Source organism: Leeuwenhoekiella sp. H156 (genome assembly GCF_052218455.1).
Lineage (GTDB): Bacteria > Bacteroidota > Bacteroidia > Flavobacteriales > Flavobacteriaceae > Leeuwenhoekiella > Leeuwenhoekiella parthenopeia.
Genome location: NZ_CP197499.1, coordinates 2,218,639 through 2,243,780, shown reverse-complemented (window position 1 = coordinate 2,243,780; position 25,142 = coordinate 2,218,639). Strand labels below are relative to the sequence as shown.

Genomic DNA, 25,142 nt, shown 5'->3' with positions numbered 1-25,142 from the left:
GCCTTTTAATGTCCCTATTAGTAAGCTGTTTTACGTTTACCTCCCTTTTTGCACAGCAGGATTTACCGGTGTCAAACGGTAAACAATACACTATCGGTGAGATATCGGTAGTAGGTGCAAAACAATACAACGAGCAAACCGTAATTGCCTTTACCCGCTTGAGACCCGGGGAGCAGGTTTACCTTCCCGGTGACCGCATCAGCAATGTAATCAAAAAGCTCTGGGATCTTGATCTTTTTAGCGACATCAATCTCTACGCAACCATCAATGGCGATGTGGTAGACCTCAAATTTGAAATTGAGGAGGTACCCGAGCTTAATAAAGTAACCGTAAATGGTATTAAGGAGAAAAAAGCCAAAGACATCATTAAAGACAATGATCTTAAAAAAGGCGCCAAGGTTACCGAAAACCTGATTACCAAGACCAAATTCTATATTGAGAACAAATACAAGAAAGAGGGTTATCTCAACTCTAAGGTAAGCATCATCACCCGGCCTGTAACAGACTCTGTAGGTGGGCAAAAGGTAGATATGCTCGTCAATGTAGAACTCAGCGACCGTGTGAAGATCGAAGACATTGATTTCATTGGCAATGAGCAGTTATCAGACTCCAAGTTGCGCAAGCAAATGAAAAACACCAAGCAGAAAAACCTCATCCGCTTCTGGAAACGCTCTAAATACATCGCAGAGAACTATGCCGAGGATAAAGTTTCGGTAATTGATAAATACAAAGAGAAAGGTTTTAGAGATGCACGCATCGTTTCAGACACGCTTATTAAAAGCGGTGAGGATCTAATCACCCTAAAACTTACCGTTGAAGAAGGTGACAAGTACTACATAGGTGATATAGATTTCTTAGGAAACACCGTATATTCAGACCGTGAACTCGCCATGCAACTTGGCCTTGAGAAAGGAGATGTTTACAACGGAGTTCTGCTTAAAGAACGAATTTCTAAAGATGGGGATCCTAATGCAGATGACCTGTCTAACCTGTATAAAAACAGTGGTTATTTGTTTTCTTCTATCAACCCTGTTGAGACCAATGTAGAAAACGACACCATAGATTTTGAAATACGCATTACTGAAGGTAAACTCGCATATTTCGACCGCATTACCATTACTGGTAACGACAAAACCAAAGACCGCGTAATCTATCGCAACCTGCGTACCCGTCCCGGGCAGCGTTATAGCCAGGCAGCCGTATTGCAAACAACCCGTGAATTGGGACAAACCGGTTTCTTTGACCCGGAACAGCTTAATCCGCAGTTTTTGAATGCCAACCCGTATGACGGCACCATTGATATCAACTACGCTCTTGTAGAACAGGGCGCCAGCCAGATCGAACTTCAGGGAGGTTACGGTGGCGGTGGCTTTGTGGGAACTCTGGGGCTTTCGTTTAACAACTTCTCCATCCAAAATCTGTTTAATAAGGAAGCCTACAAACCGCTTCCAATGGGAGATGGTCAAAAATTCAGTTTACGTGCTCAGGCCAGTACCTTTTATCAAACCTATAGTGCTTCACTTGTTGAGCCCTGGTTAGGAGGCAAAAAGCCGGTGCAATTGCAGTTAAGCTTTTCACACAGTGTACAGTACCGTTACGACTTTACAAGTGGCCGTGCAAAACCTGACCCGAACCAGCGCTTTTTGATTACCGGTGGATCTATTGGTCTGGCCAAACGATTGGAAGTCCCTGATAACTTCTTTACCATCTCACATGCTATAAGCTTTCAGCACTTTGATTTAAAAAACTACAACGTAGGTCTGTTTACCTTTGGTAACGGCTCTTCTGAAAACCTGGCATATACCATTGGTATTTCGCGTAATGAAACCGACATCAACCCAATTTTTCCAAGATCAGGGTCTAAATTTAATCTAACAGCCAAGCTTGCTCCACCCTATTCACTATGGAATGGGACGGACTATAAGCAACTTGCAGAAGAACGCGCGGCTGCAGATCCTGTCCTAGACCGCGAAAGAATTGCAGAAATTGACCAGGAACGCTTTAACTGGCTTGAGTATTATAAAGTGAAGTTTGAAGGGCAGTGGTTTACGTCTCTGGTAGGTAAACTGGTTTTAAGCAGCAAGGTAGAGTTTGGTTTCCTCGGCGCGTACAACAACGACCGTGGCATCCCGCCATTTGACCGCTTCTTTTTGGGTGGTGACGGCCTTGGTGGTTTTGCACTGGACGGGCGTGAGGTTATTCGTTTAAGAGGTTATCCAAACCAATCTGTACTTCCTCAGGATCGATCTGAAAACCCCGATTTAGATCCTAATGATGGTGCAACCATCTACAACAAATTTGAGTTTGAATTGCGTTACCCTATAACCTTAAAACCTTCCGCATCAATCTATGCACTGATGTTTGCAGAAGCAGGTTCTTCGTTTGACAATTTTAGAGATTATAATCCGTTCTTAATGAACCGTTCAGCCGGTGCAGGTATTCGTATATTTATGCCCGCATTTGGTTTGCTGGGTATTGATTTTGGTTATGGGTTTGATCCTATTCCGGGAACCGTTGGAGGTCCTAATGGTTGGGAAACACACTTCATAATCGGTCAGCAATTTTAATTTTGGCACGATATTTTCTAAAGTACCTGTATTTATGAGAGCACACGTTTTAATTTTCAGTCTCGCATTGAGTTTCTTTGCGACCGATTTAAAAGCACAGCGTAGTATTCGAATAGGTTATGTTGACATGAATTACATTTTAGAAAATGTTCCCGAGTATCAGGAAGCACAAACCCAACTTGACAAACGCGTTGCCGAGTGGAAGAGTGAGATCGAGAAACGCAACAATGAAATAGAGCAAATGAAGCAGGCTCTGGAGAACGAGCGGGTACTGCTCACGCAAGAACTCATTAAGGAGCGCGAAGACGAAATTCGCTTTATGCAAAATGAAATTTTAGAATATCAACAAAAGCGTTTTGGCCCGGAAGGTGATTTGATGAAGCAACGCAGCGTTTTAATTGAACCCATACAGGATCAGGTTTTTAATGCGGTTCAGGAAATAGGCGCAGCCAGACAATATGACTTTGTACTTGATAAATCGTCAGATTTGGTTATGTTGTATGCCGATAAGCGCCACGATGTAAGCGATCAGATTCTATTGAGCATCAAACGCTCTTCAAAACGCAATCAGGTTCAATCGCGGTCAGACAAAGACGATCTGGAGCGCACGGAAGCCCTAAGCGTTGAAGAAGTACGCGAACGGGAAGCACGCGAAGCGGCAAATAACGCCAAGCAAACCGAACGCGAACAGCTTATAGAAGCACGTAAAGCAACTCGGGATTCTATACAAAACGCTAAAAGGGAAGAATTTGAACGTCGACGACGTGAAATCATAGAAGAACGTCAACGCAGAAAAGACTCGGTCGAGGCTGCAAGATCCGGAGGCAGTAACTCCAGCAATCCACCGGGATTGCCGGGCGAAACACCACCGGGTACGCTAACGCCGGAACAGCGCAGAGAGCAGATTTTACAGGAGCGTCAGCGCCGAAGAGACAGTATTTTAGAGAGCAGAAAAAAACAAAAGGATTCTATTAACTAAAAATTTACTCCGGTCACGAGTTTAAAAGGGCAATTACTTTTTAAATAATTATAACACTTAATATCAGAACAATGAAACACGTTAAAACCCTAGTTGTAGCCTTAGCCCTAATTTTAGGAACGACAGGATTTATGCAAGCTCAAGATTTAAAAGTTGCCCATATTGCGACTCAGGATTTGCTTACCTCTATGCCTCAATATAAGCAGGCTCAGGCCGACTTAGAAAAACTTCAAAGCTCTTATGATGCAGAGATGAATACTATGGCCGAAGAGCTAAAGAAAACCATGACCCGTTATGGTAATGAAGCTCCTAACCAAACTGACGAAACCAACTTACAGCGTCAGGCTGAAGTGGAACAAACCCGTAACAAGATTATGGAATACCGTCAAAATGCGTTAAGAGATCTTCAAAAGAAAGAAGCTGAAGCTTTACAACCTATTATTGAAAAAGCGCGTACCGCGATTCAAAAAGTAGCACGTGCAAAAGGTTTTAAATACGTCCTGGACAGTACTACAGGAACCGGTTTAATCCTTGCAGACGGTTACGACCTTATGCCGGATGTAAAGAAAGAATTAGGTATCTAAATCTTAAATCCTAAATAAAATAACTGCCCTTTTGAGCAATCGAAAGGGCAGTTTTTTATTTTTGAAGCTATGAGTAAGCAACCCATCGGTTTTTTTGACAGCGGCGTAGGAGGCACTTCTATTTGGAAAGAGGTCATTAGCCTTCTTCCGCACGAAAACAGCATTTATCTGGCCGATAGCCGTAATGCGCCCTATGGCGAAAAATCAGCCGAAGAGATTCTGGCACTTTCCGTAAAAAATACCGAAAAGCTACTTGAACTCCATTGTAAACTCATCGTGGTTGCCTGCAATACCGCTACAACAAACGCCATTGACTTCCTTAGGAAAACCTATCCCATTCCGTTCATAGGGATTGAGCCCGCAATTAAACCTGCTGCCTTATCTTCCAAAAGCAAAACCATTGGCATTTTGGCCACCAAAGGAACTTTAAGCAGCGCCCTTTTTGCCCGTACCTCAAGCCTGTATGCGAGCGATTTAAACGTAATTGAGGTCATAGGCACAGGTCTGGTAGAACGTATTGAAAAAGGGCTCATAAACACAACCGAAACACGCGAATTACTCCAAACCTATCTCGACCCAATGATTGCTGAAAATATGGATTATCTGGTCCTGGGGTGTAGCCATTACCCGTATTTGATTCCCATTTTAAAAGAATTGTTGCCGGAAGAAGTACAAATTATAGACAGTGGCCGGGCGGTTGCCCTTCAAACGCGTAAGATTTTGGAGTCTAATTCCTTATTGAATACTTCTAAAGAAAAAGGAAGCCATAGCCTCTATACCAATGCATCTGTAGAAACCCTTGCAAATCTCACACAGGATGTTGTATCAAAAAAAGAAATAGGTTATTTGGATTTTTAATTAATCGCCGGACAGTTACATTCATAAGGCTCCCGTCGCTCGCCAAAATCGTAGCCAAGGGTGATCTGGTGGAAACCATTACTAAGAACGATGTCATTTCGCTGATACGAGTAGGTATATCCTACCAGAAAGCGATTATAGGTAATCCCAACAAATGGCGTAAGGTATTGTGAGCGCTGGCTTGTCACCGCTCCGTCTTCTGTAAGGTATTGCGCACCATCCAGATTGCGGCGGTACGACAGGCCGCCCCAAAGTTTGCCCCAGTCAAATTTACGGTACACCTTTCCGTTGACATCGATACTCACTTCCTGAGTCTCATCAGTTGCCTGAAGCATCAAAGATGGCTCATAACTCCACGGACTGTTGAACTTTCCAAAAACATAACCCACAGAAGCTAAATACCGCCGCTGATTGGTTGATTCTAATTCCGGAGTAAAAATTGCACGCTGACGCGGTAAAACATTCTTAACGGTAGCGTGTGCATAAAAATCAAGGAAGTAATAGGACATCCCAATATCTACGTTGAAGTAATTATCGGTCTGGCTTCCGCCGGAAATTATGGGATCAAAATCGGTTAAATCAAAAGCACTTTCATCAAGGGTATTTTGCATTACCCCCACGTTAACGCCAAATGACAACTGATTAAGATCTACGTAATTGCGTGAAAGCAGTAAGTGATATGCAAAAGTTCCGAAAAATCCGCGTTGCGAGAAGTTTCCATTCTCATCTGAAAATAAAATAGCACCCAGACCTACCTTATCCCCCACACGGCCGTTAACCGAAGCTGTGTACAGATTAGGTGCGTCCTCAACATCAAACCATTGCTGTCTTCCGGTAAGTCGTATCTGATTTGAATTTGCAGCTCCCGCCATCGACGGATGCAGTAAATACAGATTTTCGGTAAGATAATCCCAATAGACCGGGATACCCTCCTGCGCCCGGCTCGACAAGCCCCATAAAAGCAGTAAACTGAAAAGAATTTGTTTATTCAACATGAAGCTTCTAAAAATGCTGTTAGTGCGATTGATACCTAACGTTGTAAATCTAAATAAATTATGATTGGCAAGCGAGTTAGACCCTGAAAAAAATACACGTCCCGTCTAAAAAAACTAAATTTGCATCAAAATTTTTTACTATGAGCACTTACTCCATTACTATAGAGCCCACATCAAATCCTGCTATTAAAAAATTTCAGGCAAATAAATTTCTCGTAGACCATAACAGCTATGAGTTTCACAATATTGACGAGGCTAAAAACTCACCTTTGGCACAACAACTTTTTTACCTTCCGTTTGTAAAAACAGTTTACATTTCTCAGAATTTTATAGCGGTAGAAAAATTTAACATCGTAGACTGGATAGATGTGCAGGATGAACTTGCCGGACAGCTGGAAAACTTCCTGAATGACAACGGAGTTTTTATCATTGAAGACGCCACTGCCAAAAAAATACCGGTCACTGTATATGCGGAAAGTACCCCAAACCCCGCTGTGCTCAAATTTGTGACCAATAAAAAAATTGTAACCGAAACCCTCGAGTTTAAAAATATTGATGAAGCTAAAAATGCCCCTCTGGCTTTGCAGCTTTTTCACTTTCCTTTTGTGAAAGAAGTATTTATGGATTCTAATTACGTAAGCATCCAAAAATATGAGGTAGCAGACTGGGATTCCGTTTTTCAGGAAGTACGGGAATTTATTAAAAACTGGATTGAAGACGGCAAAGAAATACTTTCTGAAAACTTCAAAAAAACGCCTCAGGCTGTCGAAGCCCAAAAAGAACAGGATTTTGAAAATATGGACGATACCTCTAAAGAAATCGCCAACATTATTGAAGAGTATGTAAAACCGGCCGTAGCCAGTGACGGCGGCAATATTATGTTTAAGCATTACGATCCGGAAACCAAAAACGTACAGGTTGTTTTGCAGGGAGCCTGCAGTGGATGCCCTTCTTCTACTTTTACACTCAAAAACGGGATTGAAACCATGCTTAAGGAAATGCTGCAGGGCAGAATCAATAGCGTTGAAGCTATAAATGGCTAGCTAGATTAACAAATCATTAAAGCTTAACTGCTCGAATTATCGTAAATTGAGGATTTAAGAATTTAAATAACCAAAAAAGATAATTATGGCAGTTTTAAAAGTAATCGAAGTATTAGCCAGCTCTAATAAAAGCTGGGAACAGGCAACCGCTAATGCGGTGAAAGAAGCTTCAAAAACCATTAAGAACATCCGTTCGGTTTATGTAAATGAACAAAGTGCTGTGGTTACCGGAGATACCGTATCAGAATTCAGGGTTAATGTTAAGATTACCTTTGAGGTGAAATAAAAACAGCTCACTAAAAATAAAAACCCGCAGAAAATTCTGCGGGTTTTTTTATTGTCAATTAACACCTATTATTCTCAATAAACTAACGCCCGATCAAGGCATTAGAATTAACTTAATTTAAACAAGGGTATTTTTTATTTCTGCAGTGTATCCCAGACCTTTGTAAAAAATTTAAATATGCAATTTGATATCAACCAAGTAGAAGATTATGCCAATAAATTTGGCGAAAAAATTATAGACTTTTTACCCAGTCTTTTAGGTGCTATTTTGACTTTAGTCGTCGGTTTTTGGATCATTCGGGTGATCAACAAACTGGTGAAAAAATTCTTTGACAAAAAAGACTACGACCTCACCCTTGAAAAATTTATAGCAGACCTCATCAACTGGTCTTTAAAAATACTCTTATTCGTTGTGGTTATCACCCAATTAGGAGTAGAGTCATCATCACTCATTGCCGTTATTGGTGCTGCCGGTCTGGCAATAGGTCTTGCCCTGCAGGGCTCTCTGGCCAACTTTGCCGGTGGAGTGCTTATATTGCTCTTGAGACCGTTTAAAGTAGGAGACTGGATTTCGGCTCAGGGAGTAGACGGTTCAGTTAAGGAAATCTCTATTTTTAACACACGCCTCATCACCTTTGGAAATCAGGAGGCAGTAATTCCTAATGGAAAACTTTCAAACGACAACATTATCAATTATACCTCGCAAGGCGTAAGACGTAATGCACAAACCTGGGGGATTTCGTACGACAGCGACATCAAACTCGCTAAAGAAATTCTTCTTAAACTGGTGAATGAGCAGGAAACCGTATTGCACGACCCACATCCCGAACCTATGATCGTGGTAACCGAACTTGCAGACAGCTCTGTAAATCTGTCCCTGCGTTTCTGGGCTACAAATGATGATTACTGGGCGCTGCACTGGCACATACTTGAAGAAGGTAAACACAGACTTGAGGAGCAAGGCATCGTAATTCCATTTCCGCAACGCGATGTACACGTGTTTAATGAAAGTGGGGCGAGTTTTACCGGCAAATAAATATCACTTCTTTTTTGAAGTAACAAAAAAGTCTTTGAGATAAAAAGGCTCGAAATAAGCGACATCTTCGGTGTCGCTTATTTTATATTTGGCTAAAGCCAAAGGCATCATTTCCCGGGCAGAAGGCAGAGCCTTATCATTAAAACGGGCGTTGGGATGTTTAATCAGGTCTTTCAGCTTTGCTGCACCATTTCCTATAAACAAGACCTTACCGGAATCGAGATAGTTAAGAAAAGAGCTTTCTTCTACAATTTGAGCTTCAATACTTCGTATTTCATCAAAAACCGGGTTAAAAACCGCGCTGTAGACCTCCATACGCCGGGCGTCCAGCACAGGAATAATATACTTAAACTCATCACCAGACTGGTTGGCCTGTATCGCAAGCGCTTTAAGTGTATTTGTGGCAATTAAAGGAACATTCAGGGCGTAGCATAAACCTTTTGCAGCACTTACGCCTATTCGCAAACCGGTATAAGATCCCGGCCCTTTGCTTACGGCAACTGCATCGATTTCCGATTTAGGAATATCAGCCTCCTGCAGTACTTCTGCGATGTAGTGATGTAAGCGCTCGGCGTGTGAATAATCGAGGCCCATATCTTCTTTAAAGGCCAAAATCACATCATCTTTTGACAGTGCTACAGAACAATTGGTCGTGGTGGTTTCTATACCTAAAAGGATTGCCATAATCTAGTCTTCTTCTGAAGGCTCAAATTTAGCATCTTTTTTAACCTCCACCAGATCTCCGTCCTTAAGTAATTTGGTCACCGTGTTGTACGGCCCTGTAATTACGGTTTCCCCGGTTTCTAAACCTGAAGTAATCACGATATCGGAATCATCCTGAATACCGGTGGTAATACGCTTAAGTACCGCCTTATCTCCCTGCTTCACAAACACGGCTTCATATTGATTTTCACCAAAGGCAGCACTGGTCTGCGTGGTATCGCTCTTGATTACCACCGCACTAATAGGAACAGCCACGGCATTCTTCACACTTTTGGTAATGATGTCAACCGTTGCAGTCATTCCCGGTCTAAAGGGCGAATAACTTTCAGACTGACCTTCGAGCAGATCCTTATACGATTCTTCAAGAATGCGCACTTTTACTTTAAAATTGGTAACCTGGTCTGCAGTCAGATTACTTTCCGCAGAGTTAGCTATTTCGGTTACTTCACCTTTAAAAATCTTTTTGAGGTACGCATCAACCTCAACGCGGGTAGAATCACCAATATTGATTTTAACAATGTCATTTTCGTTTACATCTACCTCAACCTCCATATTACCCAGGTCTGCAACCCGCATAATTTCGGTACCGGCCATTTGCTGGGTACCTACCACGCGCTCGCCCAGTTCAACATCAAGCCTGGATATGGTTCCGCTTATAGGCGCATAAATAGTGGTACGCGATAAGTTATCACGCGACTGGTTAACGTTTGCTGCTGCACTTTGCACGCTGTAATAGGCAGACTTTACATTAGCCTGTGCCACTTCATAATCTGAGACCGACTGATCCCAGGCTGATTTTGAAATCACCCCTTTTTCAAAAAGGGTTTTGTTACGCTCATAATTAGCTTTTGCATTCTTTAGGGTAGCTTCAGCCTGAGCCAGATTTGCCCGTATATTTTGCAACGAAGCCTGCGCCTGCGTTAATGCAGACTGAATCAAATCTGGGTTTATACGCACCAACAAATCACCTTTCTCAACCTGCTGGCCTTCAACCACCGGTAGCTCTATAATCTCGCCGGAAACTTCAGAAGAGATTTTAACCTCTACTTCAGGCTGAATTTTTCCGGTAGCCGCTACAGTTTCGACCACATCTTCAAGGACGATTTCCTGAACTTCAACCGGTTTAAAATTTCCCGATTTGCCGAAAAGCCCTGCTTTTTTAGCACCAATAAGTGCCAAAATCAGAACAACAATAACAGCAAGAATAATGAGTAAGGTCTTTTTTTTCATCGTTTAGTTACTAAAATCAATAGTTTCAGTATTAAAACTTCAATTGATCTACAGGTACACCAAAATAAAGTTCTAAAACTTTTAGTTTAAATATGTAATCGTACTTAGCCCTGTTTACGTCTATTTGCGCATTGTCATAGCGCTGTTTTGACTGGCTGAAATCAAAGGCATTTATCAAACCTACATCGTAGCGGTCTTTTGCATAGGAATAGGCCAGTTCCTGAGATTCTACAGCTGATTCAGCAGCCTCAAAGGTTTTTAAAGCACCCTGAGCGTCCAGATAAGCCTGGTACACATTAGACTCCAGGTCAAGCTGTGCCTGTTCTAAATTGATTGCTGCACGCTCTGCCGCAATCTTATTCCGCTGAACATTGTTGCGCACCTGAAAACCGTTTAGAATAGGTATGTTAAGGCGTAAGCCATAAGATATACCGTCATTAAGATACAACTGCTCCTGAAAGGTGTTTTGAATATCCTGTTCAGAATACCTTGTGCTATATCCAAAAAAGGCATCTAAAGTGGGCAATTTTGCGCCTTTAGCAATCTCGACATCCTTTTCGGCAAGATCAAGATTATTTTCTGCAATGCGTACTTCATAGCGCTCCTCTTTTGCAGACTCTGTTATCTTCTCGGGACTTAGTGCTAAAATCTCTTCTCCATAAATATTAAAATCACCCTCTGCGATGTCAAAAGTTTTATAATCTCTGATCAGTAAGGTTTGCGCAAGGCTAATAAGTGAAATCTGCACCGCATTTTCAGCAGCGGTAATATTTTGAATCTCAGTAGCATTTTGTGCCTGCACCTCAAGCAAATCTCCCCGTGGCGAAACCCCACCATCAACTAATTCACGAGTCTGCTCAATCTGACGCCGGGTCACTTCATTTTGCGAACGCAGTACTTTTAGGTTTTCCTTATTCAGTATTACCTGCAAATAGCCATTAGCAACGGTAAGGGCAATATCATCCTGCAGCTTTTCAAGCCCATACTGTGCAGAAAGTGCTGTAAGCTTGGCACGCTGTATCTGTTTAAAGTTACGTAGACCGTCAAACAAGGTATAGCCCGCATTAATACCTCCACTGGCAGATAAAAACTGGGTTGTTGTAGCCAGGTTACTTGTAGGGTCAAAGTTCAAACCGGTATTTTTAGACACTGAGCTGTTGGCGTTGAAACTGGGCAAAAAGTTACCAATCGCGTCTGAACGATCAATCGCAGCACCTTCCAGATCAAGCTCTGCCTGGCGTATTTGAATGTTTTCGTCAAGTGCCCGCTGTATGCATTCCTGCAGGGTCCACTTTTGCTGAGCAAAACCGGATACCCCCGCAAAAACCAAAAGAAAAATGAATAAATAATTCTTCATAATTGAAATTCTGTTTGATAAGTAGTTGTTTGATCAGAAATGTTACATCTGATTTTTAATTTGGTTTAAAAGGATTGAACCGGTACGGTTGCATTCCAGACTTTAATTTCGTCTTCAGGCTTTACTCCTTCAAGGATTTCCACGTAAATACCATCACTCACACCCAGTTTTACATCGCGTCTTTCAAACTGCTGATCGCCCACGGCAACTTCAACAAAGGGTTGCTGGGTTTTTGTATCATATTGAATAAGCGCTTCTTTAACCGCAAGTACATCTGTAGCTTCTTCTAAAATAATAGATGCATTAGCACTAAGACCGGCTCGTATAAATGTCGAATCTACTTTTGCCAAAGTTCCTTTGATCTCAAATTGAATGGCACCATTTTCTGCGATTCCCTTTGGTGCGATATAATCAAGTGTGGCATCAAAACTTTTATCTTCAATGGCTCCAACAGTAATCTTAAGCGGAAGCCCTTCGGTAATTTTACCTACCTCGCTCTCGTCTACCTTGCCTTCAAAAATCATATCATTTACATTAGCCAGAGCCGCGATTGTAGTACCATCATTAAAGTTATTGGCTTCAATAACCTGATTGCCTTCCTTTACGGGGATTTCCAAAACCATCCCGTCGATGGTCGCCTTGACCTGAGTGGTGGCAGCGTTGCCCAAACCGGCAGTAGTACCCGTACGCACGATATCATAGTTCTGCACCGCAGAGTTGAGGCTCACTTGCTGCTGTCTCCATTCCTGCACAGCCCTGTCGTATTCCCGTTTATTAATGTCAAATTCATTTGCCGAAATTACCCCACGCTCATACAGCGAACTCTGTCTGCTGAATATGCTTTTCTGATTTTCATAAGCCAGCTTGGCAGTCTCCAGTTGATTACGAGCACTTTGAATGTTATTTTTGGCACTGACCAAAGAAGACACATTGGGCACCACATCAATTCTCGCTATCATATCTCCCTGCTTGACGATCTGACCTGCTTCCACATAAATCTCGGCGATAATACCCGAAATATTGGGCTTAATCAAAATCTCTTCATTAGGTACAATACTCCCCGTAGCCACTGTTTTTTTAATTATGGTTTGTCGGGAAGGCTTCTCGGTTTTATACACAACAGGATCTTCCTGGTTTTTCTGGTAGAAATAATACAGAGAGCCTACAAACACGAGGCCTATGACAACCAGAATAATGATAGTAACAGATTTTTTCATAAAATAGAGTCGTTTTTATTGATGTTTTACTCGTCGCGCAATGCGTCTATGGGTTTAACTTTAATAGCGTTTTGAGCAGGTATAAATCCGGCTAAAAGGCCCGAAGATATAAGAATGAATAAGGCGATTAATATGGTTGATAAATCCACGCTGGGATTTGAAAACATTTCTACCGGACCGTTGGCATCGAGAATTTTGTTTAAAACATAGATCACCAAAGCTCCCAAAGAAATACCGGCCATCCCCGATATCAGGGTTAAAAAAACCGATTCGGTAAGAATCTGACTGCGTATTGACCAGGGACTTGCGCCCAGTGCACGGCGTATACCAATCTCTTTGGTACGCTCTTTTACGACAATCAGCATAATATTGCTGATACCAATTATTCCCGAAAGCAATACTAAAATACCCACAAAATAGGCTACCGCTTTTAGAGCTATAAAAAGACCGTCTACTTTTTGGTATTGCTCGTAAAGATTAAAGTTTCCTATGGCACGATCATCCTCGGGATGTATGCTATGACGGGTTTTTATAATGTCAAAAACCTTCGTTTTTAATTGGGTTATGGAATAGCCGTCTTTTGCAGTGATTGCCATCCAGCCGACGTCGTTACCCATATTAAACGCCTGGGAAAAAGCAGTAAATGGAACATAAATCTGCTTTTGCTCTTCTTCAGAATCTCCATTGCTTGCGACAACCGCATAAGTCCCTACAACCATAAAATTCACGCCGTTGATTTTGATGTAAGTCCCTATAAAATCTTCTCCCTTGTCGTAAAGGGCATTGCGCACGCCTTCGCCTATTACGGCAACTTTTCGCCTGGCTTCAATATCCCCGTAATTCAGGAAACGCCCGGAAGTGATATTCATAGGCTGCTGCTCTATATACTCGGGATAATCTCCATAAACATTAAAAGCACCGGTATTGATTCCGCGTACCACATTATTTGCTCCGCCAAAACCTCCCAGCTGGTTACGCGGCGATACAAAGCGCAGCTCAGGAATACTTTGCTTAATAGCAGCAACATCATCAAGATCATAGCTGAAGCGGCGTCCCTTAGGAAGTCCTTTGTAGGGTTTAGAGATGGTCTGCGTCCACATAAACATACTGTTGGTTGCTATATTCCCAAAATCTTTCTTCACCCCATTCTCAAGCCCCTTACCTGCAGCAAGCAGGATTACCAGAATGAAAATTCCCCACAAAACCCCAAAAGCAGTAAGGGCCGTTCTAAACCAGTTACGGCTTAAGGCTTCTATAATCTCATCCCAACTGTCTTTACTAAACATAGGTCAACGGGTTAACTTTTATCATTTATTCTTCGCGCAGGGCAACAATAGGTTTGATACGGGCGGCTCTCCAGGCAGGCACAAAACCGGCCAGCGCACCGGCCAGCACCAGTATAAAAACGGTCGTTATGGCCACATTAAAGTTTACGGTGGGGTTTCGTATATAATCCATCTGGAGATTGGGGCCAATCAACTCCAGTAGTCCCATACTAAAAAGCAGGCCCGAGAAGCCGGCAATTGCAGTCACAAAGATCGACTCGTGCAAAATCATGCTCACAATAGACCAGGGTTCTGCACCCAGAGCTTTACGTATCCCTATTTCTTTTGTGCGTTCTTTCACAATAATGAGCATAATATTACTTACGCCTACCACACCGGCGATGATGGTAAATATTCCCACAATCCAAAAGAAGAGCTTAATCATACCTATAAGATCGTAAAAGCGCTTTGCGTCTTCGAGGGTGTTATTGATATTGATTGCACTGGTATCATCGGGAGCCACGAGATGACGTTCTTTAAGGAAAGCTTCAATCTCATTGGAGAAATTGATAGACTGGGCCAGTGTTGCTTCAAAATTTGCTTTTGGTTTTAACGTAAAGCCCAGATTACGCACTTTGTCTGCACCACCAAATACGCGCTGCGAGGTAGAAATAGGAACAAAAACCCGGGTCTCTTCGCGTTCACCACCGGGATCACTGTAAACACCCACCACATAAAAATTTATACCATTTACCTGAACCAGTTTGCCCAAAGCATCTGTGTTACCAAATAAATCCTGTTTTACTTTATTGCCGATGACCACAACCTTGGTTTTGTCTTCCTGATCAGAATAATTGATGTAGCGACCACTCACCAGACTTTCGTTTTCCAGAAACTGATAGTCAGGATACACTCCTTCTACCCTATAGCTGCCAGACTCTTTACCGTAGGTTAAAATACCGCTCCAGATGCGGTAAACAGCAGATTTAAATTCAAGGTTGTCCTCGTATTTTTCGATCAGATAGTTGTAATCGGCATTGGTCATCTCTATAGAACGACCGGGATTGAGGCCTTTGTAACCAACAGAGGTTACACCGGTATAGACTGAAATTCGGTTTGTGGCATCGCGCTCAAACTCTTTTGCAATACCATTTTGCATACCCTGACCCAGCGCGAGAAGAATCACCAAAATAAAAATTCCTGAGGCTACCGATAAGCCTGTGAGAAACGTACGGAGCTTATTTTTCCGGATGGTTTCAAAAATCTCCTGCCAGCGCTCCAGACTAAACATGAGATGCCGCTCTTACCTGATTGATTTTTGTATCGTCTATAATCAAGCCATCTTTCAGGTTTACGATACGTTTGGTCATGTGGGCTATATCATCTTCGTGAGTAACCACAAGAATGGTTTTTCCCTCGTCATTAATTCCCTGAATGAGCTCCATGACTTCATAACTGGTTTTGGTGTCCAAAGCACCGGTAGGCTCATCGGCAAGAAGTACTTTAGGATCTGAGGCCAAAGCTCTGGCGATTGCCACACGTTGCTTTTGCCCCCCGGAAAGTTCATTGGGCATATGATGTGCCCAGTTTGCCAAACCTACCTTTTCGAGGTAAGCCATCGCTTTATCGGTTCGCTCAGCGCGTTTCATCCCCTGATAGTACAAAGGCATGCCTACATTATCTAAAGCACTTTTGTAATTGATAAGATTGAAAGACTGAAAAATAAACCCCAGGAACTTGTTTCGATAGCGTGCAGCAATTTTTTCGTTTAAATTCTTAATGGGAGTGCCGTCAAGGGTATAGGTACCCGAATCGGCCTCATCAAGCATGCCCAAAATATTAAGCAGCGTAGATTTACCGGAACCTGAAGAACCCATAATACTCACCAACTCACCTTCCTCAACACTAAAGTTGATTCCTTTAAGCACGTGCAGGGAGTTCGAACCCATTGTATAGGACTTGTGAAGGTCTTTTATAGCAATCATAATGATGGTTTAGAGTACAGGAGGCCTGAAAATTATAGCGTTAGCCCTTAAATAGACTATCAAAAGCTGTAAATGTTACATTTAAAACAGAATAAATTAACATTTAGAGACTTTCGAAATAAGAAGAGCTCTTCGGGAAGTCTAAACCAGCCGCTTGATCTAAGGAGATTTTCGGCGGCTTCTGTAAATAAACCAAATCAAACCGCCCATAAGCAGGTATGGAATTGCAGCTAAATAAACAATGCCGTTGTTAACCCCTTCGGCCATGCTGTTATCGGTCTCGCTTTCCAGTACTGCACGACACATGGCACACTGTGCCTGCATTGCAAAGCTTACTATTAAAAAGACTAAAGTGAGAACGAAACGCTTCATCATTACAGAATTAAACAGGATAATACGGAAATATCATAAAGTAAACCACCACCCCGGTAACCGCAACGTATAGCCAAAGCGGAAAGGTGATACGTGCGACTTTACGGTGCATCTCAAATTTGCCCAGTGCCGCCCTTACGTAAGTAATAAGCACAAAAGGGATCACGCCTATTGAAAGAAGGATGTGAGAAATTAAAATGAAATAATAGACGTATTTAAAAACACCTACAGCCGCATTCTCTGCATCTGAAACCACCCCGTCAAGGTTTGTATCTCCGAATTTTGTAGAATCTGAGGTCGCATGATACACTACATAGAGCACCAAAAAAACAACCGAAAGACCTATACAAACTTTCATAAGTTTCTCGTGTGCTTTGCGATTGCCCTTTTTTACCTGAATAACCGCGGTAATTAGTAAAATAGCGGTAAGCGCATTAATACCGGCATAAATTGGAGGCAAAAAGCCCAGGCGCTCCACATTGGGAATACGCACCATAAATAAAAGCGCCACTGCAATAGGTATTGCTACAGAAAGTACAACAATCCATCTGTTGTACAGCTTTTCTTTTCTTACAAGATCGTTCATCTAGGAATTGTTCTTATTCAGTAATTTTCTTATGTCCTCAATGAGGATGTCTATTTGAGAAGTTTCTTCTCCTTGCACCTCCTCAGCTCCCTGAGGAATAAAACCGCGGTAGTAAATGAGGGGATTTCCAAACTCATCCCTTCTCGATCTAATAAAACCGTTTTGGTCTACCAGAGCAAACAACCCGGAATGCTGAAAGTTTCCATCAATATTGGGATTTTCCTGAGCCAAAAGGTTAAAACCTACATTAGCCAGTTCATAAATCTGCTCCCGCTCACCCGTCATCAAATTCCAGTCGGGATCTGTAACCCCATAACGATCTGCATATTCCTTTAACACCTCTGGACTATCATGCTCGGGGTCGATACTGAAACTGGCTATACCAAAATCAGGATTATCCTGAAACGTGTTTTGTATCAAAACCAGGTTCTTGTTCATAGGGATACAAATGGTAGGACAACGGGTAAAGAAAAACTCTACCAAAAAGACTTTTCCTTTATAACGTTCTTCTGTTATGGTGTCGCCATATTGATTGACAAACTCAAAATGCGGCACTTTACGGTCTTTACCATTTATGTTGATATAGGCCAGCTTGCCGTCATTTTCTTCCGTATCTATAGTAGCAACATTAAGCCGGTCATTCTTAACTACTTCTCCACGCTTTAAACGGTCTATTATTTTGGGAATTGTAAGTATCCCAAAAATCAGCACGATGACTGCAATACCTATGTAGGTTTTCTTTTTATTCATGGTAATTAGCGTTCGGCATTATTTTTCTTCAGCGCAAGACGGTATTCCGCAAGGATTATCTTAACGTCGTCTTTCATCTTATTAGACAATTCTGCAATATCAGCACTGTCGTAACCGTAAAGAACTCCTTCATCCTCATCATCATCACGACCTCTCAGTTTTCGGTCTTTATCGAGTATAAAAATATACTGCGATCCGCCATCTGCCATAAGATTATACGGGGTTTTCAAACTGCTGAAGACCGCTTCAATCTGCTCCTGCGGAAGCATTACGAAATGCCAGTTGGAGATATCTGTAAGTCGGCCTAATTCGGTTTTTACCTTGTACAGTGCGGTAGTATCAATTGATTGCGGAACCAAATACACAAATTGAAAATCATCGAATTCCCGGAAAGGCTTAAATATTTTCTGATTGAGATTGAATAAATCGCCCCCGTCGCGTTCAATCGTATTTCCAAGAAAACCCAATACGGTTATTTTATTTTGAAATTGCACCCCGCCGGACGAATCAAGCTCAGTAATCGCTTCCCGAAGTACGGGTAATTTGGCAAAATTATGGATGCCCGAAGCAAAGAACAGATAAGCCACAATGGGCAGTATAAATAAAACACCTAAAACAAAATACTTTTTCATAGCAAACCGTCTAAATTGGGGTCATTTAGGTTTTTATGTACAGCTTTGGGAGACCTTTCCAAAACCGAATGCAAAGGTACATCACAGAATGTTTGCATTAAAACAAGACATAAAAAAAGACGACCCGAAGTCGTCTTTTAAAAATTTTTAAAGGATTAAAAATCCCAGGCCACATAACCTTCTTTGTATACATCGAAGATATAATCCCCTTCCGTAAGTAAAATAAAGATCAGGTAACAAACCAGGAATATCCCGGTCCACACTACAGATCTCCTTAAACCTTTGGTCTCATGCTCCATGTGCATAAATGCCCAGGTGATTAAATAAGCCTTGTATAAGGTAAGTATAATGAATATCCAGTTTAATAAGTGCATTCTTAAGAAATCGGTCTCTATCAAGAAGCCAGGTCTTACAATACCTAAAGCTACTTCGATGATGGTCACTATAGAAAGTATCCCAAAAACCGTCCAGATTCTTTTAGTAGCCGAACCGTGATGTGCTGAATCGTGTGCCATTATATATGTTTTAAAGCTTCCGCTTTGCGGAATAAAATTTTAAAATTAAACCAGGTAAAAGAATGTGAATACAAATACCCAAACCAAATCTACAAAGTGCCAGTACAAACCTACTTTTTCAACCATCTCATAGCTGCCTCTGCGCTCGTAGGTCCCCAAGATCACATTGATAAAAATGATAATATTGATGATTACTCCTGAGAATACGTGGAAACCGTGAAAACCGGTAATAAAGAAAAAGAAATCTGCAAAAAGTGGAGGTCCGTACTCATTGTGCACGAGATTAGCTCCTTCAACCACCTGCTTTCCGTCATTTTCTAATTTGGCTAAAGACTCCTCACGGGAAAGAATGGTTTTCTGACCGTTTTCGGCAATTAACTGCGTTCTAACCAATAAATCGGGATTGGCTTTAAAACCTTCAATTACTTCAGCTAGCTCATATTCAGGAAGACTGCTTTCAGACTGATACCAGAGTGCCTCGCTTTTGGTAAGACGGGTACGGTCTGAAGGAAGATCAACTGCAAAAGACTCAATTGCCACCTGCTCGCCTTCAGCATTTACAAACTGAATGATCTTACCTCCTTTGGTTTCAACTGCTCCATACTCACCAGAGATGAAGTTTGCCCATTCCCAGGCCTGAGAACCCACAAAAACCACACCACCAATGATGGTAAAGAACATGTACCAAATCACTTTGTTTTTCTTCATTTGATGACCGGCGTCTACCGCAAGCACCATAGTTACCGAGGAAAAAATAAGGATAAAAGTCATCAACGCCACATAATACATAGGAGCATCTACTCCGTGTAAAAAAGGAAAGTGAGTAAACACTTCATCGGCGATAGGCCAGGTATTTATAAATTTAAAACGGGAGAATCCGTAAGCTGCGAGAAAACCGGAAAATGTGAGCGCATCCGAAAGGATGAAGAACCACATCATTAATTTACCGTAACTCGCTTTTAGAGGTTGTTCATCCCCGCCTCCCCAGACTTTGCCTTCTGTGCCTGTTTTAACAGCTGTAGCGTTCATATTTTAATATCGGTTAATAAGCGTTGCAAAAATAGGTATTTTAAAAATGCTTTTCAAAGCAATAATCGGTATTTATAACCATTCAAAAAAAAGAAATTTTAAAGCTTTTTTAATAAAAACAGCTTCTTATCTAGTGAATGAGATCTTCTGCAAACATGAAAAACAGCAAAAGATAAACCCATAGGATATCTACAAAATGCCAGAATGTTGCCCCAAGTTCAAGACCAAGCGTCTGTCCCTTAGCATATTTACCTCTCAATTGCTGAACCAGCACAACAAGCAACACCAAAATTCCTGCTACCACGTGAACCACGTGACTTATCACAAAAGCATAAATAAAAGAAGTGGTTACATTGCTTTGGCTTCCGGTAAAGAAATATCCCTCCTGTACGATTTCACCAAAGCCTTTAAACTGAAAAATGACAAAAGCCACTCCCAGTACTGCCGTAGCAACAAGAGCCAGGGTGCCAAGCGAATTCTTTTCGCGGGAAATGGCTCTTTTGGCCACCAGCATAGTGAGGCTGCTCAAAACTATGAGCGCCGTACTGATGTAAAACGCCTGAGGGAGCTGAAAGTCGTGAAGCCAGTCTTTGCGCTCGCTGCTTACAATATATGCACTGGTAAGTCCGCCAAACATCATAGAAAGACTTACAATACCAAACCACAGCATCATCTTTTTGGAACGTGCGATTTTAACCTGTTCTGATTGCGATGTATAATCCATTACCTTAGAAATTTATCTGCTACGTAAATAATTTGTATTAAAGTGATATAACTCACGCTAGACAGCATGAGTCGCTTGGCGGTAAGGTTGTTTTTGTAAGTATATAATCGAAGTGCGTAATAAAGCAAGCCCAGACCCAAAATCCCTACTAAAACAGCAGAAACCGGAGTGAGGTAAAGCCTTCCGGTAACTCCAAACACCGGAATGATAGAAACTAAAATAGTCCAGATGGTATAAAGAACTACCTGTATGGCTGTTCCGCGGTCCCTTTCGCCGGTAGGCAACATAAAGAAACCTCCTTTTTTATAGTCTTCATATAAAAACCAGCCAATGGCCCAAAAATGGGGGAACTGCCAGAAAAACTGAAGCATAAATAAGGTTCCGGCCTCTATGCCAAAATCTCCGGTTGCGGCAATCCAACCCATCATAAAAGGAATAGCTCCCGGAAAAGCTCCAACAAAAACCGAAAGTGGCGTTTTGGTTTTAAGCGGAGTATATACGCACACGTATAAAAAAATTGAAATCGCTCCAAAAACTGCCGTAATGGGATTGATAATATAAAGCACTACAAGACCCAAAACAGTAAAGATCGTTGCGATAGCAAAAGCAGTACGCACAGACATACGCCCGGCTGCTACAGGACGGTTTTTGGTACGATCCATCAGGGCATCAAGATCTCTTTCGATGATCTGGTTGTAGGCATTTGAAGCCCCTACCATTAGATAACCGCCTACTGCAAGCAATAAAACCGTAAGCCAGTCAATACTATAAGCCCCCAGAAGATAGCCTGCCATGCTCGAAAACACCACGCTGATAGCAAGGCGCATTTTGGTGATTTCTTTAAAATCCTGCCAAATACTCGGGGACAATTTATGGGTTTCAGTAAGGCTCAAAAGCGTGTTTTTCAAGGGCTTTAAAAAGTCGTGCAAAGATACCACACACTCGGCATCTGCACAAGGGTTCTTGAAGATATCTAAAAGCCTCTTCTTTTAATAAACCACGATCTTCTTTACCGTAATTGGTTTGTCGTTCCTAAAAACTTCAATCAGGTAGATGCCGGCACTTTCAAAAGGCAATTCCAAACGGTCATTAATACGCAGCAACATTTCATTAAATACCTGCCTGCCCTGCAAATCATACACGCTAATTTTAAGATTATCACCTCTTGACAAAAGTTTAAGTTCATCACCACGCCTTAGCGGATTGGGATAGGCATACAAATCGTTTTTAAAAGGCAGAAAAAATGAGACTGAATTTGTTTCAATTTCTGAACCATCCTCCAGAACGATTACCGCATCGTATAAAACCTCACCTTCAGGCAGGATCGTGTCTGAAAATTGAAGACTTAAATTTGTAAACGGAGGTTCAAACCGCCCTATTATACGGGTCTGACCGGCCAAATACTGCCTAAAAAGCACCTCACGGATGCCGATTGCCTTACTCAAATCAAGAGAAAGCCTGGCAGCAAGCAAATCATCCAGAAAGCCAAAAAAGCTCGTAAAATAACAGGAAACCCCCTGCCTCGTATAATCTAGTGTAACACCAGACGGGCCGGCCTGATTCTGAAAATAAGGCTTTACCGAAAAATACGAGTTGTCAAACCGCTCTTTATTAAAAACATATACGGTATCGGAGACAAAGTCGATCTGCTTAAGCTCACCCTCATCTAAACGAAGCACTTCATAGCCATCAGCGTTTGAAACCTCAGGCCAGCTCAACATAAAATCTTCATCGCAATTGAACTCAACTTTGGGCGTCAGTTCAGGCCCCACTGTAAATACCCCGGTTTCAAAAATGGAAGTGCTGCTTCTCATTCTTAAATTTACAAAGCCCGAAATCCCTGTAAAATCTACCAATTCATAACCTGTATTTAAATCAAGGCCTGTTTTTAAAGTTTGCCAACCGGTATTATTGAGATTATACTCAAGGTCTGCGGTGTTTTGCGAAAGCGTGCTGTCCCAACGCACATAAATTTGATTTCCGGTCACCAATGCATCGGTTGTCCTGGGATATTCCCATTCAAAATTTTCGCTTTGCGAAAACGTATAGGCTACAGCAAAAGCTTGTGAAATTCCTTCCGAAATCGCACCACGAACCTCAATAGTATAGACTCCCGGCTCAAGATCCTGAATACTTATGAATTCATTGTTATTGAGATGATCTTCACCGCGGGTTGCCGGAGCATTAAGACTTTGCTCAGTTGCTTCGGCATTGAGAATCCATGGCATAACGGTGTTTCCAGATGGACTAATAAGCCTTAAATCCAGATCGTGAATTAAGGCTGACGCTGCACCAACACCGGCAGGCAGATCAATCCAACTCAAGGCCATACGCAGTTTTGTAGCACCCTGAGGAATGCTTATGGGTTGCCTGAAGACTTCCTTCCCGGAAACTGATGCCTCAACATACCCTCCTTCTTCTAAAATATCAAGACCTGACGAAGCATTGAGACTACCGTAGCCCGTTGCAAAATCCACACCGGGCAAATGCACATCATTTGCCCCGGCTATCAGGACTGCTCTGATTAAATCAGACCGGGGCAGCATGCCTTTTTTCTGTTTATAATGCTGCTGTAAAAGCAGCGCGGTTCCCGAAACCAGTGCCGCAGCATCTGAAGTGCCGTTTAAGGCATAGGCTACGAGCTCTGGTTTTACCCTTCCGTCATAAGCCGGCCCTTTTGAACTGCGACCTATAACCTGCTCCACCGCATTAAGCGCACCGACACTCAGGGTGTTCTTTGACATTTTAAAATTGCCGGTAAGATTGGCAAAACCTGCTATTCCGGCATAAGTACCTTCCTCTGAAGCTTCAAGACCACTATTTCCCGAAGAAAACACGTGAACCAACTCCTTCAACTCATATGTCTGCGCATCGTAAGCCGCTGCAAGCTCACCATATTGGTTTTCGATTTTGGTGCCGTAAGAATGATTTTGAACAGAAATTCCCCGGTTTCTAAAAATCGAATTATCATCAGGCCTTAAATCATAGAAACTGGAACTGCTCACAAATGCCTGTGGGGCAACTCCAAGACCGGTTCGGTCAGAATTACCGGCCCCGGCTATTTGTACCGCAATACTCGTCGCGTGCTGATCTGTATTTTGAGATTCACTACCGGTAAGTTGTATGCGTGGCTTTAGATCTATAGCAGTCGTATCAAAAAGCTCTTCTTTGATGGAAACCTGCATACCCATCCCGTTTATATTCGGATACCGGAATTTTGCCAATGTGAGGTTATTCAGGCTAAAATCATACGGACTTATCTCAAAATATTCCTGCTTCGGGAAATCTGAACTCAAATCATATACTTCGCAATGGGCACAATCAGCAGGTTTACCCATCAGAAGATGTGCCTCGTTTTGCCCATCAATACGCATATTCAGAGCAGGAAAATCAGTCAAAAAGCCCTCCACATTATTCCGCTGAGCAATACATGTATTTACTACAAGTAATTGCAGAATTATGTTAAAAGCAAAGATTTTCATACACATACTTGAAAATAAACGAGAATATTTAGCTATTATTGGAAACTTTTTAACACTAATTATTAATTAAACCCTAAAAAATGAAAACAATTAAGTCAACTATTTTCTCGGCGCTGGCAATAGCCACACTCACGTTCACTTCGTGTTCTGAAGATCAGGTAGAGACCACAGAACAGCAGGATTTAACTGCAATTTCTGAAAAACTTAGCAATTTAGGCTTCGACGTGGAAGATTTACACGCCACTACTTTTCAGGGCTTGAATGGTTTTGTAGTTGAAGGAGATATTTTCCTGACTATAGATCAAATCAATGAGCTTTCTCCAAAAATCACAGTGGGAAATAATGAGGTAAATTCAGAGCATTACCGCACCAACAATATTGTAAGCACTCCGCGCACGCTTAGCGTTTATATGGATGCTACATTTGGCTCAGATATGCAGGCAGCTTTTGACGAAGCTCTTTCCCGCTACAATGCTTTAAATCTGGATATCACCTTCGCCCGTGCAGCAAATTCTGGTGCCGATATTGATGTTCTTGCACAAAAACTTCCTAAATACAGAGGAGGTACTATTCTGGGAAGAAGTGCCGGTTTCCCTGATGCGTCTGGCAACCCTGCAACCCCTATCGTATTGAATTCAGATATTTATGTACCCCGCAGAGGTGGTGTTCCTGCAGATGCGGTAACGGTAATTGCACACGAAATAGGTCACGCGATCGGTTTCCGCCATACTGACTATTTTGACCGTTCGTTTAGCTGCGGAGGTTCTACCGCTAACGAGGGTGACGGTGGCGTAGGAGCTGTTTACATTCCCGGAACTCCATCTGGTGCAGAAAACGGTTCATTCATGCTTGCCTGTAGTAATGGTACTGACCGCCCATTCACTTCCGGTGATCGCACAGCACTAACAACCGTTTATTAAAAACATCA

Annotated in this window: 25 protein-coding genes; 8 read left to right on the top strand and 17 right to left on the bottom strand. The window is 42.1% G+C overall.

Annotation, left to right across the window (positions count from 1 at the left end; translation table 11 throughout):
• Positions 1-8 precede the first annotated feature (8 nt).
• The 4 genes from ACSSS3_RS09745 to murI all read left to right on the top strand — a co-directional run bounded on the left by ACSSS3_RS09745 (position 9) and on the right by murI (position 4,988).
• The gene (locus ACSSS3_RS09745) at positions 9-2,567 is read left to right on the top strand and encodes a BamA/OMP85 family outer membrane protein (protein ID WP_442844466.1); all 2,559 of its coding nucleotides are present in this window, start codon (positions 9-11) and stop codon (positions 2,565-2,567) included.
• A 34-nt stretch (positions 2,568-2,601) separates the two neighbouring features.
• A complete protein-coding gene (locus tag ACSSS3_RS09740; RefSeq protein WP_442844465.1) occupies positions 2,602-3,546 on the top strand; it encodes an OmpH family outer membrane protein in 945 nt (314 codons plus the stop codon).
• 71 nt (positions 3,547-3,617) lie between these two features.
• Positions 3,618-4,130 (top strand): OmpH family outer membrane protein, encoded by a 513-nt coding sequence (locus ACSSS3_RS09735; protein ID WP_228230539.1) that lies wholly within the window; start codon positions 3,618-3,620, stop codon positions 4,128-4,130.
• Positions 4,131-4,199: 69 nt separating this feature from the next.
• On the top strand, positions 4,200-4,988 hold the full coding sequence (murI, locus tag ACSSS3_RS09730; RefSeq protein WP_442844464.1) for a glutamate racemase: 789 nt from the start codon (positions 4,200-4,202) through the stop codon (positions 4,986-4,988).
• On the opposite strand, the gene ACSSS3_RS09725 is transcribed toward murI, so the two are convergent.
• Positions 4,985-5,983 (bottom strand): PorP/SprF family type IX secretion system membrane protein, encoded by a 999-nt coding sequence (locus tag ACSSS3_RS09725; RefSeq protein ID WP_442844463.1) that lies wholly within the window; start codon positions 5,981-5,983, stop codon positions 4,985-4,987. The genes murI and ACSSS3_RS09725 overlap by 4 nt on opposite strands.
• Before the next feature lie 140 nt (positions 5,984-6,123).
• Between ACSSS3_RS09725 and ACSSS3_RS09720 the strand changes: the two genes are divergently transcribed.
• The 3 genes from ACSSS3_RS09720 (at position 6,124) to ACSSS3_RS09710 (ending at position 8,347) form a co-directional block, all read left to right on the top strand.
• On the top strand, positions 6,124-7,026 hold the full coding sequence (locus ACSSS3_RS09720; RefSeq protein WP_442844462.1) for a NifU family protein: 903 nt from the start codon (positions 6,124-6,126) through the stop codon (positions 7,024-7,026).
• Between the two features lie 85 nt (positions 7,027-7,111).
• Positions 7,112-7,312: a dodecin family protein gene (locus ACSSS3_RS09715; RefSeq protein ID WP_009781592.1), complete on the top strand. Its 201-nt coding sequence runs from the start codon at positions 7,112-7,114 to the stop codon at positions 7,310-7,312.
• Positions 7,313-7,489: 177 nt separating this feature from the next.
• The gene (locus ACSSS3_RS09710; RefSeq protein WP_442844461.1) at positions 7,490-8,347 is read left to right on the top strand and encodes a mechanosensitive ion channel family protein; all 858 of its coding nucleotides are present in this window, start codon (positions 7,490-7,492) and stop codon (positions 8,345-8,347) included.
• 3 nt (positions 8,348-8,350) lie between these two features.
• Here the strand turns inward: ACSSS3_RS09710 and tsaB are convergent, their stop codons facing one another.
• From tsaB to ACSSS3_RS09630, 16 genes are all read right to left on the bottom strand, one after another.
• A complete protein-coding gene (gene tsaB, locus ACSSS3_RS09705; protein ID WP_442844460.1) occupies positions 8,351-9,031 on the bottom strand; it encodes a tRNA (adenosine(37)-N6)-threonylcarbamoyltransferase complex dimerization subunit type 1 TsaB in 681 nt (226 codons plus the stop codon).
• A gap of 3 nt (positions 9,032-9,034) precedes the next feature.
• Positions 9,035-10,300 carry an efflux RND transporter periplasmic adaptor subunit gene (locus tag ACSSS3_RS09700; RefSeq protein WP_228230533.1) on the bottom strand — a complete coding sequence of 422 codons (1,266 nt, stop codon included), beginning with the start codon at positions 10,298-10,300 and terminating at the stop codon, positions 9,035-9,037.
• A 31-nt stretch (positions 10,301-10,331) separates the two neighbouring features.
• A complete protein-coding gene (locus tag ACSSS3_RS09695) occupies positions 10,332-11,657 on the bottom strand; it encodes a TolC family protein (RefSeq protein WP_442844459.1) in 1,326 nt (441 codons plus the stop codon).
• Positions 11,658-11,722: 65 nt separating this feature from the next.
• Positions 11,723-12,874 carry an efflux RND transporter periplasmic adaptor subunit gene (locus ACSSS3_RS09690; protein ID WP_228230531.1) on the bottom strand — a complete coding sequence of 384 codons (1,152 nt, stop codon included), beginning with the start codon at positions 12,872-12,874 and terminating at the stop codon, positions 11,723-11,725.
• A 26-nt stretch (positions 12,875-12,900) separates the two neighbouring features.
• Positions 12,901-14,160, bottom strand: coding sequence for an ABC transporter permease (locus ACSSS3_RS09685; RefSeq protein ID WP_442844458.1), 1,260 nt, complete (start codon positions 14,158-14,160; stop codon positions 12,901-12,903).
• A gap of 25 nt (positions 14,161-14,185) precedes the next feature.
• The gene (locus tag ACSSS3_RS09680) at positions 14,186-15,430 is read right to left on the bottom strand and encodes an ABC transporter permease (protein WP_442844457.1); all 1,245 of its coding nucleotides are present in this window, start codon (positions 15,428-15,430) and stop codon (positions 14,186-14,188) included.
• Positions 15,423-16,124 (bottom strand): ABC transporter ATP-binding protein, encoded by a 702-nt coding sequence (locus ACSSS3_RS09675; protein WP_228230528.1) that lies wholly within the window; start codon positions 16,122-16,124, stop codon positions 15,423-15,425. Before ACSSS3_RS09675 ends, ACSSS3_RS09680 begins: the two co-directional genes overlap by 8 nt.
• Positions 16,125-16,283: 159 nt before the next feature.
• A complete protein-coding gene (locus tag ACSSS3_RS09670; RefSeq protein ID WP_228230527.1) occupies positions 16,284-16,499 on the bottom strand; it encodes a hypothetical protein in 216 nt (71 codons plus the stop codon).
• Between the two features lie 7 nt (positions 16,500-16,506).
• Positions 16,507-17,082, bottom strand: a complete 576-nt coding sequence (locus tag ACSSS3_RS09665; protein WP_442844456.1) for a DUF420 domain-containing protein — start codon at positions 17,080-17,082, stop codon at positions 16,507-16,509.
• On the bottom strand, positions 17,083-17,832 hold the full coding sequence (locus ACSSS3_RS09660) for an SCO family protein (protein ID WP_442844455.1): 750 nt from the start codon (positions 17,830-17,832) through the stop codon (positions 17,083-17,085).
• A gap of 5 nt (positions 17,833-17,837) precedes the next feature.
• Positions 17,838-18,464 carry a hypothetical protein gene (locus tag ACSSS3_RS09655; protein ID WP_442844454.1) on the bottom strand — a complete coding sequence of 209 codons (627 nt, stop codon included), beginning with the start codon at positions 18,462-18,464 and terminating at the stop codon, positions 17,838-17,840.
• A gap of 155 nt (positions 18,465-18,619) precedes the next feature.
• Positions 18,620-18,979, bottom strand: coding sequence for a cytochrome C oxidase subunit IV family protein (locus tag ACSSS3_RS09650; RefSeq protein WP_228230516.1), 360 nt, complete (start codon positions 18,977-18,979; stop codon positions 18,620-18,622).
• Positions 18,980-19,024: 45 nt separating this feature from the next.
• Complete coding sequence (locus tag ACSSS3_RS09645) at positions 19,025-20,008, bottom strand: cytochrome c oxidase subunit 3 (RefSeq protein ID WP_228230515.1); 984 nt, start codon at positions 20,006-20,008, stop codon at positions 19,025-19,027.
• 130 nt (positions 20,009-20,138) lie between these two features.
• Positions 20,139-20,732 carry a cytochrome c oxidase subunit 3 gene (locus ACSSS3_RS09640; protein WP_228230514.1) on the bottom strand — a complete coding sequence of 198 codons (594 nt, stop codon included), beginning with the start codon at positions 20,730-20,732 and terminating at the stop codon, positions 20,139-20,141.
• Positions 20,732-21,640, bottom strand: a complete 909-nt coding sequence (gene cyoE / locus ACSSS3_RS09635; protein ID WP_442844453.1) for a heme o synthase — start codon at positions 21,638-21,640, stop codon at positions 20,732-20,734. The genes ACSSS3_RS09640 and cyoE overlap by 1 nt, the downstream gene beginning before the upstream one ends.
• Before the next feature lie 81 nt (positions 21,641-21,721).
• A complete protein-coding gene (locus ACSSS3_RS09630) occupies positions 21,722-24,214 on the bottom strand; it encodes a S8 family peptidase (RefSeq protein ID WP_442844452.1) in 2,493 nt (830 codons plus the stop codon).
• Between the two features lie 80 nt (positions 24,215-24,294).
• Here ACSSS3_RS09630 and ACSSS3_RS09625 point away from each other — a divergent pair, with 80 nt between their 5' ends.
• Positions 24,295-25,134, top strand: coding sequence for a M57 family metalloprotease (locus ACSSS3_RS09625; RefSeq protein WP_442844451.1), 840 nt, complete (start codon positions 24,295-24,297; stop codon positions 25,132-25,134).
• Positions 25,135-25,142 lie beyond the last annotated feature (8 nt).